This window comes from Streptomyces toyocaensis (genome assembly GCF_000725125.1).
Classification (GTDB): Bacteria; Actinomycetota; Actinomycetes; order Streptomycetales; family Streptomycetaceae; genus Streptomyces; species Streptomyces toyocaensis.
The window spans coordinates 21,398-37,855 of sequence record NZ_JFCB01000033.1 but is presented as its reverse complement, the minus strand read 5'-3'; the positions used below and the strand labels follow the sequence as shown (position 1 = coordinate 37,855).

18 protein-coding genes are annotated in these 16,458 nt (G+C 72.3%); 1 reads left to right on the top strand and 17 read right to left on the bottom strand.

Annotated elements, in window-relative coordinates:
- Positions 1–96: 96 nt before the first annotated feature.
- From BU52_RS27485 to BU52_RS27445, 9 genes are all read right to left on the bottom strand, one after another.
- Positions 97–870, bottom strand: a complete 774-nt coding sequence (locus BU52_RS27485; RefSeq protein ID WP_037939382.1) for an isoprenyl transferase — start codon at positions 868–870, stop codon at positions 97–99.
- A 169-nt stretch (positions 871–1,039) separates the two neighbouring features.
- The gene (locus tag BU52_RS27480) at positions 1,040–1,606 is read right to left on the bottom strand and encodes a hypothetical protein (RefSeq protein ID WP_037939379.1); all 567 of its coding nucleotides are present in this window, start codon (positions 1,604–1,606) and stop codon (positions 1,040–1,042) included.
- A gap of 488 nt (positions 1,607–2,094) precedes the next feature.
- Positions 2,095–2,889: a class I SAM-dependent methyltransferase gene (locus BU52_RS27475; protein WP_037939376.1), complete on the bottom strand. Its 795-nt coding sequence runs from the start codon at positions 2,887–2,889 to the stop codon at positions 2,095–2,097.
- Positions 2,890–2,959: 70 nt separating this feature from the next.
- Positions 2,960–3,835, bottom strand: coding sequence for an LLM class flavin-dependent oxidoreductase (locus BU52_RS27470; RefSeq protein ID WP_037939372.1), 876 nt, complete (start codon positions 3,833–3,835; stop codon positions 2,960–2,962).
- Positions 3,836–3,854: 19 nt separating this feature from the next.
- Positions 3,855–4,874: a hypothetical protein gene (locus tag BU52_RS27465; protein WP_407702063.1), complete on the bottom strand. Its 1,020-nt coding sequence runs from the start codon at positions 4,872–4,874 to the stop codon at positions 3,855–3,857.
- Positions 4,874–5,527, bottom strand: coding sequence for a hypothetical protein (locus tag BU52_RS27460; protein WP_078903466.1), 654 nt, complete (start codon positions 5,525–5,527; stop codon positions 4,874–4,876). The genes BU52_RS27465 and BU52_RS27460 overlap by 1 nt, the downstream gene beginning before the upstream one ends.
- Positions 5,528–5,620: 93 nt before the next feature.
- Positions 5,621–6,130 carry a hypothetical protein gene (locus BU52_RS27455; RefSeq protein ID WP_037939368.1) on the bottom strand — a complete coding sequence of 170 codons (510 nt, stop codon included), beginning with the start codon at positions 6,128–6,130 and terminating at the stop codon, positions 5,621–5,623.
- On the bottom strand, positions 6,127–6,861 hold the full coding sequence (locus BU52_RS27450) for a serine/threonine-protein kinase (RefSeq protein WP_037939366.1): 735 nt from the start codon (positions 6,859–6,861) through the stop codon (positions 6,127–6,129). Before BU52_RS27450 ends, BU52_RS27455 begins: the two co-directional genes overlap by 4 nt.
- A 79-nt stretch (positions 6,862–6,940) precedes the next feature.
- Complete coding sequence (locus BU52_RS27445) at positions 6,941–9,211, bottom strand: Tox-REase-5 domain-containing protein (RefSeq protein WP_037939363.1); 2,271 nt, start codon at positions 9,209–9,211, stop codon at positions 6,941–6,943.
- Positions 9,212–9,502: 291 nt separating this feature from the next.
- On the opposite strand from BU52_RS27445, the gene BU52_RS27440 reads away from it, so the two are divergent.
- Positions 9,503–9,898 (top strand): DUF192 domain-containing protein, encoded by a 396-nt coding sequence (locus BU52_RS27440; RefSeq protein WP_037939360.1) that lies wholly within the window; start codon positions 9,503–9,505, stop codon positions 9,896–9,898.
- A gap of 62 nt (positions 9,899–9,960) precedes the next feature.
- Here BU52_RS27440 and BU52_RS27435 read toward each other — a convergent pair whose 3' ends face one another.
- The 8 genes from BU52_RS27435 to BU52_RS27400 all read right to left on the bottom strand — a co-directional run bounded on the left by BU52_RS27435 (position 9,961) and on the right by BU52_RS27400 (position 16,452).
- Positions 9,961–10,575 (bottom strand): OmpA family protein, encoded by a 615-nt coding sequence (locus BU52_RS27435; protein ID WP_037939357.1) that lies wholly within the window; start codon positions 10,573–10,575, stop codon positions 9,961–9,963.
- Positions 10,576–10,583: 8 nt separating this feature from the next.
- Positions 10,584–11,165, bottom strand: a complete 582-nt coding sequence (locus BU52_RS27430) for a hypothetical protein (RefSeq protein ID WP_037939354.1) — start codon at positions 11,163–11,165, stop codon at positions 10,584–10,586.
- 34 nt (positions 11,166–11,199) lie between these two features.
- Complete coding sequence (locus tag BU52_RS27425) at positions 11,200–11,796, bottom strand: pilus assembly protein TadG-related protein (protein WP_037939454.1); 597 nt, start codon at positions 11,794–11,796, stop codon at positions 11,200–11,202.
- Positions 11,796–11,993, bottom strand: a complete 198-nt coding sequence (locus tag BU52_RS27420) for a Flp family type IVb pilin (protein ID WP_037939351.1) — start codon at positions 11,991–11,993, stop codon at positions 11,796–11,798. The genes BU52_RS27425 and BU52_RS27420 overlap by 1 nt, the downstream gene beginning before the upstream one ends.
- A gap of 160 nt (positions 11,994–12,153) precedes the next feature.
- Positions 12,154–13,020 carry a response regulator transcription factor gene (locus BU52_RS27415; RefSeq protein WP_037939349.1) on the bottom strand — a complete coding sequence of 289 codons (867 nt, stop codon included), beginning with the start codon at positions 13,018–13,020 and terminating at the stop codon, positions 12,154–12,156.
- Positions 13,017–14,582: a sensor histidine kinase gene (locus tag BU52_RS27410; protein WP_037939346.1), complete on the bottom strand. Its 1,566-nt coding sequence runs from the start codon at positions 14,580–14,582 to the stop codon at positions 13,017–13,019. The genes BU52_RS27415 and BU52_RS27410 overlap by 4 nt, the downstream gene beginning before the upstream one ends.
- Before the next feature lie 16 nt (positions 14,583–14,598).
- On the bottom strand, positions 14,599–15,486 hold the full coding sequence (locus tag BU52_RS27405; protein WP_037939343.1) for a DUF5936 domain-containing protein: 888 nt from the start codon (positions 15,484–15,486) through the stop codon (positions 14,599–14,601).
- Between the two features lie 21 nt (positions 15,487–15,507).
- Positions 15,508–16,452, bottom strand: coding sequence for a type II secretion system F family protein (locus BU52_RS27400; protein ID WP_037939340.1), 945 nt, complete (start codon positions 16,450–16,452; stop codon positions 15,508–15,510).
- Positions 16,453–16,458: the final 6 nt, after the last annotated feature.

Genomic DNA, 16,458 nt, shown 5'->3' with positions numbered 1-16,458 from the left:
TATTCCCTCGATCGAGCACGGCCATGCCACGGCATATGACGGCGTGCCGGTGAACAGCGTGTGACCAGCGGTGCGGGAGGGGCCGGGAGGGGCGCGTCAGCCGCCGTAGCGCCGGTGGCGGGCGGCGTAGTCGCGCAGCGCCCGCAGGAAGTCGACCTTGCGGAAGGCCGGCCAGAAGACCTCGCAGAAGTAGTACTCCGAATGCGCGGTCTGCCACAGCATGAATCCGGACAGCCGCTGCTCGCCGCTGGTGCGGATCACCAGGTCCGGGTCGGGCTGGGCGCGGGTGTAGAGGTGACGCCCGATCATGTCGACGTCGACGGCCTCGGCGAGTTCCTCCATCGAGGTGCCCTTGTCGTGGGCGTCGACGAGCATGGACCGCACCGCGTCGGCGATCTCCTGGCGACCGCCGTATCCGATGGCGACGTTGACCACTATCCCGGTGACGTGCGCGGTGGCCTCCTCGGCCTCCTTCAGGGTGGTCTGCATCCCGGACGGCAGCAGATCGGGCGTGCCGACGTGATGGACCCGCCAGCGCCCGTCGGCGGCGAGGGTGCGCACGACGTCCTCGATGATGCCGAGGAGCGGGACGAGTTCCTCCTTCGGCCGGTCGAAGTTGTCCGTCGACAGCAGCCAGAGGGTGACGACCTCGACGTCCGTCTCACTGCACCAGCCGAGGAACTCCTCGATCTTGTCCGCGCCGGCCCGGTGGCCGTGGACGGTGCTGGAACCCGCGGCCTTCGCCCAGCGGCGGTTGCCATCCATGATGACGCCGATGTGCTTGGGCACCTGAGCGGTGTCCAGGTGGCCTTCCACCCGGCGTGCGTACAGCCTGACCAGCAGGCTCCGCAGCTTGTCGCGCAGGTTCACGTGATCGTCAGCCCCTCCGTACGGATCGGACAGGCGCGGCGCCCCGCCGCGTCGCGCGGCTAGCGGCCCGGTCTCGGCCACGGGCGGCCCCTGTCCGTATGGCGGTCCCCGAAGGCGAAGCGTACCCCCGCCGGGGCGGGGGTCCCCAAAGTCCGCCGTGGTGCGTTTGTCAGCCGTACTGCGGCGGCACGCCGTTTGAGCGCGGCCGCCGGAACCACTGCCCGGCGGAGCCCTGGCCGAGCAGGACGACGACGGCGACGGCGGTGCCGAGCGGCAGGATGCCCAGGGGGACGCCCTGTGCCGTCGCGCTGAGTGCGAACAGGATCTGCACGGACGCCAGCACGATGGAGGCGACCCGGACGCCGTTGCCCGCCGTGGGGTACCGGAACGCCAGGACGAACAGGGCGACAGTCATCAGGTACGTGGCGAAGAAGCGCCCCGCCGACTCGGCCCCCACGGTGACGCCGACCAGGACGGTGAGCAGCACGCCGAGCCCGAACGTCGCGAAGATCACGATCTGGGCGGCCCGCACGGGGCCCGGCATGGTCAGGGGCGGGGGCGGGGGCGGGGACGGGGCGTAGTACGGCGGGGCGCCGGTCCAGCCGTGGGGGTGGTGGGCGCCGGGGTGGGCGAAGGCGCCGGGCTGGGGCGCCGGCGGGGCGCCGTAAGGGCCGGGCGGCTGTCCGTACGTGCCGTACGGGGGCTGCTGCGGTGGTGTCGGCTGTTCGTTCGACATGCCTGGACTCTAGCCAGCGGGCGTCCGGGGACGGGAGCGCCCGGGGCGGCATGAAGAGCGGCATGAAAAAACGGGCCGGTCCGTGGGGGGGAGACGGACCGGCCCGAGGGGGGGTTTCCACCATAACCCTTCGTAAGTGATGCTGCGCGCATCGGCGGGCCACAACTACTCTCCGGAATCGTCCGGCGACACCCCGATGGCCCTGGAAAGCGCAATCCACGAGCCCTCCGTGACCGAAACAGGGCCACATACCGCGAAAAACCGAGTGGTGAGGGGACCGTGTGCAGGATGTGGCATCGTCATCCCCCGTCAGGGCCACTCTTCCGGTCGTCCCCCCGACGGGTGACCCCGGTGGTGACGCCCGCTTGACCCGGCGGCGGCACTCGGGGTGTCCGCGCCGGGCACCGCGCAGTACGGTGCCGCCGCGGAGCCGGCCGCAGCCGGCAGCGATGGGGCGACCTGCCGGACGCCCCCGATGACCGGGACCCTCACGGCGTCCGGGCCCCGCGTCGCATCTCGAAGAGGTGCCGGCTGCTGTGCGCCACGAACGCCCCCTCGGCCTCGATCCGCTCGTGCAGCGCCCGCAGCCGCGGCCGGTACCTCCCGACGGTGAAGTCCGGAACCATCCAGACCACCTTGCGCAGGAAGTGCACGACGGCGGCGATGTCGTGGAACTCCATGCGCAGGCGTTCGGCCCGCACGTCGACGGTCTCCAGTCCGGCGGCCTCGGCCGCGCGCCTCTCACGGTCGGGGTGCCGCGCCTCCCACAGCTCCGCCGGCCGCGGTCCGAGGAAGAACTCGACGAGCTCCCGCGCGCTGCCGGGCCCGACATGCTGCGCGAAGTACGTGCCGCCGGGCCGCAGCACGCGCGCGATCTCGTCCCAGTGCGCCCGCACGGGATGCCGGCTGACGACCAGGTCGAAGCTCTCGTCGGCGAACGGCAGCGGCGCGTCCTCGGGGGAGGCGACGACGACGACACCGCGGGGCCGCAGCAGCGCCGTGGCCCGGGTGACGTTGGGCGGCCAGCCCTCGGTGGCGGCCGTGAGCGCCGGGCGCCGGCCGGCCCGCGCGAGCGCGAAGTCCAGGACCTCCCCTCCCCCGGTCTGGACGTCGAGCACGGCGCCGGCACCGCTCAGCCGCCCGGCCAGCGTGCCGGCGTACCCCCACGAGGGCCGGGCCTCGGTGGCCCGGCCCTCGAACCAGGAAAAGTCCCATCCCTCCGTGGGCACCAAGGCGCCTTCGGCGAGGAGTTCCTCGAAGCTGCGCGGTCGCTCGTCGGACATGCTCCGACCCTGCCCGAACGCGGCACCTCCTGTCGCCCGGTTATCGGCTCGTCGCCCGGTCATCGGCTCGTCACGGCACGAGGGGCCGAACGTCCTCCGCCACGAACCGCACGAAGCCCTCGGGGTCGGGTTCGTCGCCGGTCGGCTGGAGGACGACCGAGTCGGCCCCGGCGTCCGCCAGCCGCCGCACCGCCCCGGCGACGGCGGAGGCGTCCCCGGCCACCCCGAGGTCCGCCTCTCCGGCGACGCCCTCGGCGGCCAGTCCGGCCCGCAGCCGCTCGTCCGCTCCCTCTCCCGTGGCGGCGAGCAGATAGACGACGATCCTGTGCGGTGTGCCGGTGCGTCCCGCGGCGGCCCGCCCCTCCTCGACGAGCCGACGCGCATGCCGCACCCCGTCCGGGGAGGTGGCGGCGGTGAGGATGGTCCCGTCGGCGGCCTCACCCGTGAGCCGCACGGTACGGGGCCCGGTGGCGCCGGCGAGCACCTCGACCGGGCCCTGCGGCGGCCAGTCGAGGGCGACGTCGTCGAGCATGACGTACCGCCCCTCGGTGGTGACCCTTTCTCCGCCCAACAGGGCGCGCAACGCGAGGAGGTGCTCCCGCAGCAGCGTCACCGGCGACTCGACGCGCGCCCCGACCTGCCCCATCCAGTCCTGCACCCCGTGCCCGACCCCGAGCATCGCGCGGCCGGGGAACATCCGGTGCAGGGTCGCGGCCTCCATCGCGGTGACGGCGACGTTCCGCAACGGCACGGGAAGCAGTCCGACCCCGACCCGCACCCGCTCGGTCCACGCCAGCGCGGCGGCGCCGGTCGAGATCCCGCCCTCCCGGAAACAGTCCTCCCACAACCAGAGTTCCTCGAGACCGGACTCGTCCGCGGTCCGCGCGACGGCACGGAGCCGCTCGGGGGCGAGCTGGGGACGGAAGACCGCGCCAAGTGTCGTCATGGGCCCTTCCTACCCGAACTCAGCGGTTGACCGCCTGGATTTCCTGGACCACGACGTCCTGGGTGGCGCCGAACTCGCCGTCGGGCAGATCGCCGCCCGCGCCGCCGGTGCCCGTCCAGTGGATCTCCCAGGTGACCGTGGCCCGGAGAGGGAAGGTGCCGTCGCCCGAGGAACGCAGGTACGTCACCCCGCACGGTGGCGTCTGGTCCGCCTTGCCCTTCGCGTACGGCTGCCCGATCCGGCCGCCGGCCGGCGCGCAGACGCCCGAGGCCGGGTGGGTCCCGGCGTCCGGGGTGCCCGGCTCGATCTTCAGCGAGACGGGTTCCGCCGTGGCGGTCGCCTCGATGCCGATCTCCGGGACGGACGCGGTGACGGAGACCGGCTTGAACTCCGCGCCGTCCAGCCACGCCCAGGTCGGCAGGTTCACCTTGGTCGCCTCCGCGGGGGCGAGCGTGACCTCGGTGCCCGGGACGCGGATCTCGGCGTAGGCGAGCTGGGCGAGGATCTCCGGTGTGACCGCGTTCTCGATGTCCGCGGGCGGGGCCTCGCCCTCGTCCACCCAGAAGTAGTCCTCGGTGCAGGAGTCCCAGCCGGGCGGGAAGCTCTCGTTGACGTACGAGCCCCACCAATAGCCCTTGCCGGACTTGTCCTTGTTGAAGTCCTTCTTCGGGTCGTCCGGGTCCGTGTACTTCTCCCGCTGCTCGGCGTCCCACTCGTGACCCGTCGACCCGGCCTCCCAGATGGGTTCCAGGTAGGCCTGCAACTGCTCGGGCGTGTACTTCGGGGCGTACCAGCAGGCGGGCGGGGTCCACGACGTGGAGGACGTCAGCGCACCCGCGGAGTCACCGGTCCCGTTCTTCGAACGGTCGAAGACGACCCCGCCGACGGTCACGGAAACGGTCCCGTCGGCGCCGGTTTCGGCACGCTGCTGCGTGTCGCCGTCGGTGCCACCGCCGAATCCGGTGTCCGCGTGCACGGGGGCGGCAGCCGCGAGAACCAGTGCCGTGACTCCCCCGGCGATCCGCAGACGCTGTCGCATCACGGCCGGCACTTGGCGCTCCCCCTCTGGGACGTCAGGCGCTCGGTGACCCACACACCGCTCTTGTTCTTGCGCAGGGTGCTCGCGTAGATGACGTACGAGTCCTTCGTCACCTCGGTGACGTCCGTCTTGCCCGTCTCGAGGAACTTGTTGTACGCCTTGCTCTGGTCCTCGCAGTACACCAGGGCTGCCGTTCCGTCCTTGTTGACGGTCACGCTCTCGTTGTAATAGCGGGCCGAACCCGTCGTGCGGGCCTGGTGGTCGACGAACTCCTGGATGTACTTCTGGCTCCCCGCGGCCGCCGTGCCCTCGGAGTAGAAGCGGTACGCCTCGTGGAGGGGATCCTGTTCCGCGATGGCCATGTCCACCGCCCTGATCCGCTGCTCGGCGTCATGGAGCACCGCGTCCTTGGCCGGGTCGCCGGATTTCTTCCACTCGAACGTGGGCGTGACGTCGGAGGGCAGCTCGATCCTCGGCCGGTCGGCCGATGCCGGCGGGGCGGTCGTGGGGGTCGACTTCTCGCCGTCCGTGTCGGCGCCGGCGATGTCGTCGCCGGCCTTGGCGGGGGCGTCGTCGCCTCCGCAGGCGGACAGCGTCAACACCGCTGTGGCGGTCAGCGCGAACGCTGCGAGCAGGGTGGGGCGGCGGGTCACGGTCGGCTCCCGGTGGGGCGAGGCTTCTCTCGAGCGACCCCAAGTTATCCGGGGCCCGCCGCACGGCACCAGAGTGGAGGGTGTCAACTCCTGCTACAACACGGTCACATCGGGCAGCGGCCGGTCCATGACCAGTGCGGTGAGGATCAGCGGGGCGTCGCCGTCGGACTGGTTGAGGGAGACGGCGGCCAGGCGGCCGTCCGGGGCGGGCACCGGCCCCCAGAGGGCCAGGTCGCCGTTGCAGTCCTTGGCGACGAGGGTGCGGAAGGGTTCCACGCCCGGGCGCCGGAGCAATGCCGGGCCCATGGTCACCGTCCGGTGCGGTCCCCAGCGGCGGTCCAGTTCCGCCACCAGCGCGGCCAGGTGCGCCTGCGCCCTCGCCTCCGCGTCGTTCCACGCGCGGCCGTACACACCCGTGAGCGCTTCGCTCTCCCAGAGGGGGAGGAGCAGGAACCCCTCGCCCCGGGTCGACCTCCACTCGCCGGTGCCGGGCTCCCCCTCGTCGGCCGCCGGACCGGAGTCCGGGAGGGGGACGGACAGGGCGGCCTCGATGTCGGACACCGCCCGGCCCGTGTCGAAGGGCTCACCCGCACGGGCTGTCACAGCGCGGGCCTGTCCATCGGGCGGGGCAGCGGCTCCAGTGCACCGGACTTCTTGAGGGTCCGGTACGCCTCGACGACGGCCGCGGTGTCCCCCGGGGAGGTGAGGGCGAGGAGCAGTCCCCCGGTGGGCAGTTGGACGCGGTCGGCCGTCAGGCCGGCGGGGACGCGCGCGGCGCGGCCCGCGGACAGGTAGCCGATCCAGCCGACCGACGGCGTGCCGACCCGGAAGCCGGCCTCCTTCTTCAGGGCGGAGGTGACCGACCGGTCGCTCACGTCGCCGTAGTCCGGCCGCCAGGCCTCCGCCACGACGGTGAGGAGCGCGGCGTCGGGGAGCGACGCCTCGTCGGGGGAGGTGATGGTGGCGACCAGTGACTGGAGCAGGGAGTCCGGGGCGCCGCCCGCCAGCCCGGCGATCTCCACCTTCCAGCCGGCGGCGGGGCGGTCGGCGAGCAGCCGCAGCGACGTGCCGTTGGCCGCCGCCCAGGGGTCGGCCTCGCGGGCCGCGCGCAGCGCGCCGTGCAGCGACGGCTCGTCCGGCCGGACCGTCTCGGCGGGCCCGGCGGCGGGGACGGTGCGCCACTTCCAGGACGGCGCGCCGGCCGTCTCGCCCGGTCCGCCCGCCGCCTCCGGCAGCAGCGTCGCGAACCGGTCCAGCGTCGTGCTCCACCGTGCGGCCAGTTCCTCCGCCGACTCCTGCCGGGGTCCCCAGAAGCCCCGCACCACGCGTCTCATGTCCCGTCCCTCTCCTCTCGCCTCGCGCCCACGTCCACCGCCGCGACCACCTTAGGGCCGCGGTCCGGCCGGCGCCCCGTCAGCCGAACGCCTCCGGCCGCCTGTCGCCGGCGACCCGCTCCGGCTTGGTGTGGACGACCTCGATGTCCAGGCCCGCGTCCTCGAAGGCGTCGCGGGCCGCGTCGGCGACCTCCTCGTTCGAGAAGTGCCACTCGATGTCCTTGCCCTTCGCCGCGCTCACCTGCCGGCGTGCCTCGGCCAGCAGCCGTTCCCGGCCGGACGGGGTGAGTTCCGTGCGGTCGGCGGCCAGGAAGCTGTCGTAGCCGTTCTTGGCCTCGAGGTAGGTCCTGCGGGAGGAGTCCCAGCCGTCGAACTCGACGTCCGGCACCTCGGGGTCGGGGTGCGGGACGACGTACTCGTAGCCGCGCTGCGTACCGGTGACCTGCTCCTGGTAGCGCAGCCACGACTCGTTGCGCCAGTTGGGGCTGGGGTTGCGGTCGCGGCTCGCCCAGAAGCCGTCGCCGTTGTCCGGGTCGCCGTACGTGCGGCTCGCGAGGTCGTCGGCCCACTCCGGCGGGTTGTAGTTGCGCGGGTCGCTCGTGTCGCCGTGCTCCGGCTCGGGGTACTGCTTCCTGTTCGCCAGCGCCTCCCGGGCGCGGTCCGGTTCCGCGGCGCGCTTGCGTTCCAGGTAGGCCTGGCGCTCCGCGGCGCGCGCCTCCTCGGCCTGCTGCCTGGCCTCCTCGTCGCAGCCGCCTTCGGCCAGTACGGCGTACGGGCCGCGCGCGACGGGGCCGGCGGCGAGCACGGTGGTGCCCCTGCCGGGTCCGCCGCTCGTACCCGGGTGCGGGCCCTCGCCGTACGGGATCCGGCGGGTGGGGGCGGAGAGGGTGCAGCCGGTGCGGCGAGCCGCGTCCTCCGCCTCGTCCGCCGCCTCGTCGGCGCGCCGCACGGCGTCGTCCAGCGCGTCGAGGTCGCCGGCCTCGGCCGCGCGCCGCGCGTCCTGGGCGGCCTCGGCGGCGTCGTCGACGACCTTGCTCAGCCGGCCGAGCGAGCCGATCTTCTCGGCGATCTTCGCTTCGCCGTACCCGGGGATGAAGAGGGAGCCGACGTTCCAGATGACGGTGGTGACCGCGCGGGTCTCGTTGCCGCTGTTCCACTGGTCCACGACGTCGTCGCCGACGAACGAGTCGAACAGGACGGTTCCGCCGGTGCCGAGCGAGGCTCCGCCCCAGTCCAGGAGCGCGCCGAACCAGTCTCCGTCGTCCCACTTCTCGCGGGCGTCGGCGGTGTTGTTCCACCAGTCGTCACCGAGGGACCGGCCGTAGTCCATCAGGCCGTTCCAGGTGTCGACGGGGTGGGTCACCACGTCCCAGATGCCGGTGAGGTCACCCCAGATGCCGTCGACGAACAGCCCCTCGCCGACCTGCTTGAGCTGGTCGCCGGCGCATCCGAAGAAGGCGTCGACGCCGGAGAAGCACCCCTCGTCGCCCCCGTCGCCCTCGTCCTCGTTCCCGCCGTCGGCGGTGGGGTCCTCGTACGGCGGCTCGTCGATCTCGTCCTCGGCGGCCACCGGGTCCACGACGGAGGGGTCGTCCCCGGTGGCGGCGGACGGGTCGCCGGGGTCGCCGGAGTCCTGGCTGCCCGGCTCCCGGCCGCCCGGGCCGTCCGCGTCGCCCCCGGGGTTCCCGGCACCGCCGGTCGTCGCGTCCCCGGTGCCGCCCCCGGTGCCGTCGCCGTCACCGTCCTCCGCCGTGACCCGGCCGTCGCCGCCGTCACCGGGCGCGGGACACGCCGCCCCGGTGACGCGGCACACCTGCGCCTGGATGCCGGTGAGGAGCTGCCCGCCCAGGCCGCTGACGAGGAGGGCGGCGACGACCGCCGCGACGACCGCGACCAGGCCCGCGTACTCCACCGCCGTCTGTCCGTCGTCGCGGCGCCAGCGGATCATCCGGGGCAGGGAGAAGGGGCGGCGCTCACGCCGGTCCGGTGCGGCGAGCCGGTACCAGTCGCGGCTGTCCGGACGGGTGAGGAAGTGCAGGACGAGGAGGGGGAGGAGCAACTGGGTGAAGCCGCGGGCCGATCCGTCGGCGAGGTTGGACACCGAGCCGAGGACCAGCCATGCCTGGACGACGATCAGCCCGAGCCATACCCGGGCTCCGCCCCGCCAGGTACGGCGGGCCAGCCACCAGCCGGCCGCACCCGGAGCAGCGGCGTAGGCCACCTGGGCGAGCAGTGTGCCGTCCACCGCGTCGAGCGACGCCGCGGTCAGCAGCAGACCCAGGCCACCGAGCACGGTGAGCGCGAACAGCGCGTGCACCAGCAGCAGGGCCCGGGACAGGGGCCGCGGCATGTCCCGCCGCCCTCCCCCGTATCCGGGCGCACGCACCGCCCCGGACTCAGCTCCTCCCCCGTGCGAGCGCATACCCGCCCCTCCTCACGTCCCCCGGTTCGCAACCTTGTTTGGTTCACGGCAGGCCCCGAGGGTAGGGAGGGACGGGTGGCAGGGCATGGGCCCGTGGGCCCAAAACAGCGCCCAATCGCGGTTGTTCACCGACCGTCCCCACTGACCCGGCCCGGACGGGGATACGGTCACCCGCAGACGGGTTCGCGATGGTTCGGTGGGCGAGGGGGTCGGTCGGTGATGGGGCGCTGGCGGGACGGACGGGGGCAGTTGACCGTGCGGGCGGAGGCCGGCGAACGGCCGGCCGTGCGCGTCCCCCTGGAGGTCGCCACCTCCTACCGGGCCCGCACCAAGGGGCTGCTGGGGCGGGACTCCCTCGACGGGGCGCTGCTGCTGTCGCCCGCCAACAGCGTCCACACCTTCCGTATGCGCATGTCCATCGACGTCGCCTACCTCGACCGGCGGCTCCGGGTCATCTCCGTACGCACCATGCCGCCGGGGCGGCTCGGCCTGCCGCGCGTCAGGGCCCGTCACGTGATCGAGGCGGAGGCGGGGGCGATGGCGGAGTGGGGTCTGCGGGTCGGGGCGCGGGTGGAGGTGGTGTGGGAAGGGGGCCCGGAGGGGCGGGAGGACTGACGAGCAGAGGAAAGCCCCTGGCCCGCCGTGTCCGCCAAGGGCTTTCCTCCGGGTCCGTTGCGTCAGTCGTCCGTGCGCGGGAAGGAGATCTCCACCCTCCGGTTCTTCTTGCGGCCTGCCTCGGTGGAGTTGTCGGCGATCGGGTACTGCTCGCCGTAGCCCCTGACCTCGTAGGTGACGTTCGCGTCGCTCAGCTCCTGGACGAGGACGCCGTGCACGGCGTTGGCGCGCTTGCGGGACAGGACGTCGCCGTGGGCGGAGGAGCCCAGGTCGTCCGTGAAGCCGAAGACGCGGATCTTGGTGGCGTTCTGGGTCTTGATCTCGTCCGCGATGGCCGCGATACGGGACTTCGCCGCCCCACCGAGCCTGGCGCTGTCCTTGCCGAACAGCACCTCGGCCTGGAGGGCGAACTTCACGTCGGAGTTGGTGTCCTCGCGGCGTTCGTCACCGCTCTGGTCTTCGACGACCTGCTTGATGTCCAGCACCTTGGGCTCCGCGAGGGTGGCGCCGTCGGGGAGCTTGAGATCGGGGTCGTTGGCGTCGAGCTCCACGGGGGCCGAGGCGCTGGCTTCGGTGCCGGGAGGGACGCTCGGGCCGTCTTCGGCGTGGGCCACGCCTGGGCTGACGGCCAGGAGGGTGGCGATGGTTCCGACGAGGATCAGGCGTGTCTGAGTCATCCTCTGCCTCACCCAGAGATCTGGATGGTGCCGCTGGCGAAGGTGGGCAGTTGGACGGTGACTTCGCTCGCGTCCGCTGGCGGTGCGGGGAACTGCATGAACACCGCAAGACTCTCCCCGGCCTTGATGGTGGAGAAGCCAGTTGTGGTCAAGGGGCGACCATCCGTGTCACGCAGTACGTAGTAGCGCTTCTTGCCCTTGGAGTCGACCAGCGTGGCGCCACCGAGCGATCGGCCGTTACGAACGATCTCGGTCTCATTCCCGCTCAGGGAAGCGGGGACCACGACACTCTTGGCTCCGTCGTTCTTCAGATTTCCGTTGACGGTGACAAATCCACCGGCGTCACGTTGTGCGGATGTGATCTGCAGAAGTAGCCCGCCTGACCCCCGCAGCTCAGCAAGAGGCTCGTCCGCCTGCCCCTCCTGCGCACTCGGGTCAGAACCGTTGTCCTTGGACGTCGAAGCCGAGCTTCCCGGCTTCTTGTCGTCGTCTCCCCCACCACCGCAGCCAGCCACTCCGAGGGCCAGTCCGGCCGCAACAGCCAGTGCGACCACCCCCCTGCGGGCCTTCGTTGTGAACCGAATGCTCATGCCTCTGCTTCCTTAGTCACTTGTCGTTCGCTTGTCAGTCGGCCAGGTGGACGTCGAAGAGGTCTTCAGGTGCCGGGAGCAGTTCATCTGGGCCCTTCGGGTCCAGTTTCCACTCCCTTCCTTCACAGGTGAGCAAAGGAAGCACGTCCTCCCCTGCGTCCTCTGTTGGAAGGTCGAACTCACAACGAGGCTCGATCACAGCAGTGGCCTGCTCTTGGGACTTGTAGTCCTCCGTTCCGGGCACGACGGACTCGCCCACCGTGTCGTTCGTTTCGACCACCACCGTGTAACTCAGGGCTCCAGGACTGCAGGACAGCACATCGGCGTCGTTCTGTGCCGCGAGTTGGTCCGCTCGCCAGCAAGAAGAGCCGAGCCCTTCCGCTTGGCCTTCGAAGATTGCCTGCCACTTGGTCGGATCGAGGAGGTTATCCACCCACGCACCAGCGAGCTGATCGCGCTCGTCCTGAGCAGCAGCAAGGGCGGCCGCGTCAGCGGCCGTCTGCGCGTCGTTGCGGTTTGCCGCTGCCTGGCCCACGGCGAAGTAAGCGAACGCGAGAAAGAGCAGGCCCCCCACCACAGTGATGTAGATGGGGAAAGCCTGCCCTGCGTCGCCGTGCCTGCGACGGTGTATCAGCCGCCGGTGACCTCCGCAATCTGCTGCGTGATCGCGTCGTAGATCGACTGCCCGATGTCCGTCCCCGTGATCGCCAGCACGATGGCCACGACCACCGCGATGATGCCCAGGTACTCGACCGCGGTCTGGCCCTTGTCGTTGCGGGCGGCGCGGGAGTGGAGGTAGCTGACGGTCGTGTTGATCCAGTTGCTCATGGTGGTCCCCTCCGGCTGACGCGGTGGCGGCGCCCTTCGTGGAGCCGCTTTCGACACGAGCACCGTACGGTCCGGCACCCCGTGCGTCAGAGGGCCCCAGGGCCCAATCCCGGGCCCAAGCGCGGGCCCACTTCCTCGTCCCCCCTGCCGTCACCGGACGTCACCCCACCCCTCGGCCCTGACCCGGCGCCGTACCGAGCCACTTCGCCGCGGCCTCGGAACGGCTCGTGCTGTGGAGCTTGGCGAAGATGCGGTTGATGTGGTTCTTGACCGTCTTCTCGCTGATGAAGCACGTGGCGGCGATCTGCTGGTTGTTCATGCCGGATGCGATGAGGTCCATGATCTCCGCCTCCCTCGCGCTCAGTTGGAACCCGGCCCTGCCGGGTGCGGCCGGGCGGCGGCCGCTCGTCCACCCAGACGACGACTGTGCCACATCCGGTTGCATGTGCGAAAGGTTTTCCGCAGAAGTAGATCGGGGCGGCACACGGGGCGGCCCGAGTCCGGTATCCAGAGGGTCGGTTGCACGCGCCGCACCCAGCCCCTCCGGCAACGGCCGCTCCGGCCCGGGACCCTGTCGCAGTTGCGAGAGCAACGCCCCCGCCGCCGTCGGGGTGAAGTGCGGCCGGCCCACCTTGATGTCGCGCACCGCCGCGACCAACTGGTCTGCCGTGAACTCGCCGTGGACCAGGTAGCCGCCCGCTCCCCTGCGCAGCGCCTCCTGGACGATCTCCGATTCCCCGCTGTACGTCAGCATGACGACCGGGGCGATCCCCACCAGGTACGGAAGCGCCGAGATGCCGTCCACGCCGGGCATGCGGACGTCCAGGAGGACCACGTCGGGGCGGTGGGCGCGGGCCGCCTCGCAGGCCTCCCTGCCGTCCGCCGCCTCCGCCACGACCGTGATGTCCGCACGGCCGGTGAGAAGAGCGGTCAGCCCGGCGCGGACCACCGGGTTGTCGTCCGCCACCACCACGCGCAGGGGCGACGGCGGCGGAACGTGTCCGAAGGGGTTCGGCAGTGTGTTCATGGGGTGGTGGCCTCCGTGGGGGTTGTCGGGGTCACCGCCGCGAGCGGGAGTTCCAGGCGGACCTCCGTGCCCCGGGCGCGTGTGCCCCGGCCTATGCGGATGCGGGCGCCGACCGAGGCCGCCCGCTCGACCATGCCGACCAGGCCGAAGTGGCCCGCTCTGCGCAGGTGCTCGAGGTTCGTGCCCGGCGGGAGGCCGGTGCCGTCGTCGTAGACGCTGATGCGGAGCAGGTCGCCGTGGACACCGGCGTGGACGTCGACCCGGGTCGGTCCGGCGTGGCGGTGGGCGTTCTCCATGGCCTCCGAGGCGATGGTGAGGAGCTGGCGTGCCACCGCGGGTGGGACGGGCGGGACGGTGTCCTCGCCGGTCGGGCTGTAGGACGCGGGCACGCCCGTGCGCTTGCTGAAGTCCTTGGTGCGGGCCGCGAGTTCCACCAGGACGTCCGTGCCCTCGTCCGGGTCCGACTCCCTGCGCAGGTCGGCCAGGAGTTCACGGGATTCGGCGGCGGCCCTGCGGGCCGACCGGGCCACCAGTTCCGCCTGCCTGCGCACCCGGGCCGGGTCCATGCCGGTGGCGCCCGCCGAGCCGGCCAGGCCGTCGGCCGCCAGGGCCACTCCGTGGAGGGTCTTGGCCACCGAGTCGTGCATGTCCCGGGCGAGTCGCGCCCGTTCCGCGCTGACCGCCTCCGTGACCGCCAGGCGGGCCCGGACCGTCGTCAGGGCCCGGGTCGCCTCGCCGAGGCGGAGCATCAGGTTGCGCAGGCTCGACCCGACCGCGCCGGCGATCACGCACAGGCCGGGCAGGAGCAGCGTCTGCGCCAGGTCCGCGTGCGGGTCCTCCAGGGTCGCGTAGACGAGAAGGAGGATCAGGCCCTGGAGGGAGGCGAAGACCGCGGCGCCGCGCCAGCCGTAGACCAGGCCCGCGAGCAGGGGCGTGCAGACGCTGACGTAGGCGAGCGTGGTGTCCGGGCCGGCCGAGACCAGGAGCAGCGCCCCGAAGAGCATGTCCACGGCCAGCAGGGTCGGGTGGCGCAGGAGGAGGGGGCCGAAGCGCTCCCAGTCGCGGAAGAGGACGTAGGACGCCATGAAGGTGACCACCACGGCCATGGCGACCAGGCGGGTGCCCCAGCCCGGGCCCGCGTTGAGGAGGGCGGAGGGGGAGGCCAGCGCGATCATCGCCAGGCGGAAGCCGAATGCCTGCCGGCACAGCGCCTGGAGTGCGTTGACCTGGATCTGCACGTCCGGTGCGGGTGCGGGTGCGGGGGCGGGTGCGGGGGCGGGTTGTGGGGGGTGCGTCCGGCCTCCGGCCGGATCGGGGTTCCCGCCCGCATCACCCGTGCGGGACGCGGTGCCGGACGCCGGCGGCCCCTGTCGGGACCCGGCGCCGTCGCCGGCCGCCGGCTCCCAGCCCGGAGGAAGCGCCGGGGTCACGGAGGTCACCGGGATGTCCGGGGCGCCCGTCCTGGCGTGCGGCGGGAGGACCGTGCCGGCCGGCGGGGTGGTGATCTCCGACGGCTTGGCCGGGCGGCGGAGCAGCCTCGTGCGTTCCCTGGTCGTCGTCATCGCGTCCGGCCCCGTCCTACTCGCCCGTGATCGAGCCGAAGTCGGTGCCGGAGCCGAGGATCAGGCCGGCGCCGAGGAGGATCATCGTGGCCGGGACCATGAACGTGGTGATCATCATGGTGGCCTTGGGGACCGCGCGGGCCGCCTTCCGGCGGGCGTTCTGCGCGTCCGTGCGGCGCATGTCCTTGGCCAGCGAGACCAGCGTGTCGACGATCGGCGCGCCCAGCTCCTCCCCCTGCTGCAGCGCCGTGACGAACATGGCCACCTGCTCGGAGTCGTTGCGGCGGCGCAGTTCCGCGAACGCCTGCCGGCGGCTCATGCCCAGGTCCATCTGGCGCAGGGTGATGCGCAGTTCGTCCGCCCACGGGCCCTCGTACCTCGACGAGACCCGGTCCAGGGCCTGCCGGAATCCCAGGCCCGCGCTCACCACCACCGCCAGGACGTCCAGGAAGTCCGGCAGCGTCCGCTCGATGACGTCCTTGCGGACGCGGATCGCCGACCAGATGCCGACCTCCGTCCAGAACGCGCCGAACGCGAGCAGCAGCAGGGCCACGAAGAGCTGGCCGCGCATGAGGAAGACGAGGAAGCCGACGCCGCCGAGGGCGCCGTAGACCGCGCGGCGGGCGGCGTAGCGGTCGATGGTGAGGCCGCCGGGGTTGCCCGCCAGGTCGATCTTGCGGCGGTACTTGGCGACCTGCTTGGGCCCCATGAGGCGCAGCACGGCAGGGGCGTAGCGCATGCCCAGGCGGTCGACGAGGGAGTCGACCGCGCCGGTGCGGGTGGAGCCGACCTCCAGGGCGAGCATCAGGTCGCCGGGGAGTTTCGCCTCGGCCCGGTACATGCGGAGGCCGGCGAAGACCCCCCAGACGCCGAGAGCCATCAGCAGGGCGAGCAGAAGTCCCATGTCGGTCAGCCTCCTCGCCGGTCAGACGTCGATGCGGGACAGTCGGCGGATGAGGACGAAGCCGACGGCGTACAGCCCGAAGGCGATGATCACCGCGGCCTGGCCGGCCGGGGAGCCGGTCATGCGTTCCAGGGCGCCGTCCTTCACGCCGTTCATCAGGAACAACGAGCCGACGCCGAGGACGGGGACGGCGTACGACGTCATGCTGACCTGGGAGAGCTGGGTGCGGACCTCCCGCCGGGTCTCCTTGCGCTCCTCCAGCGTCTCGGTGAGGTTGCGCAGGGCGCTCACCACCTGGCCGCCCGCCCGGTTGGACAGCACCAGCGTGGTGACCAGGACGACCAGTTCGCGGGAGGGGAGGCGCTCGGCGAGTTCGCCGAGCGCGTCGTCCATGGACGCGCCCATCGCCAGCTGGTTCGCGACCTTGGCCAGTTCCTCGCCCGCGGGCGCCTCCAGTTCCTCCGCCGCCATGCCGATGGCCGTGCGGAGCGCCAGGCCGGCCTGGGTGGCGTTGGCGAGGATGCGGGCGAGTTCCGGGAGCTGGTTGATGAACTTCTCGATGCGTTTCTGGCGCTGCCAGTTGAGGAACTGGAGCGCCGCCCAGATACCGAGCAGGCCGGCGATCGGGCCGAAGAACGGGGCGAGGGTCGCCTGGCCGACGAGCCAGAGGCCGGCGACGCCGGCGAGCATGGCGGCGAAGAACTCGCCGGGGGTGATGTCCAGGCCGGTGGCCAGCAGGCGCAGTTCCAGCCTGCGGCCGGCCCTGGTGCGGCGCAGGCGGCGGTCCAGGGCCGGGAAGTGGCGTCGCCGGCCGGTGACGGGGATCTGGCCGGTGGCCGACAGGCGGTCCACCAGTGCCTGGCGCTGTGCCCTGCCGGCGGCGTAGGAATGCACACCGACGACCGCGAGGACGCAGGTCAGCAGTGTGATGCCGGTGGTCAGCGTGATCAGGTTCTGCAGATCCATGGGGAC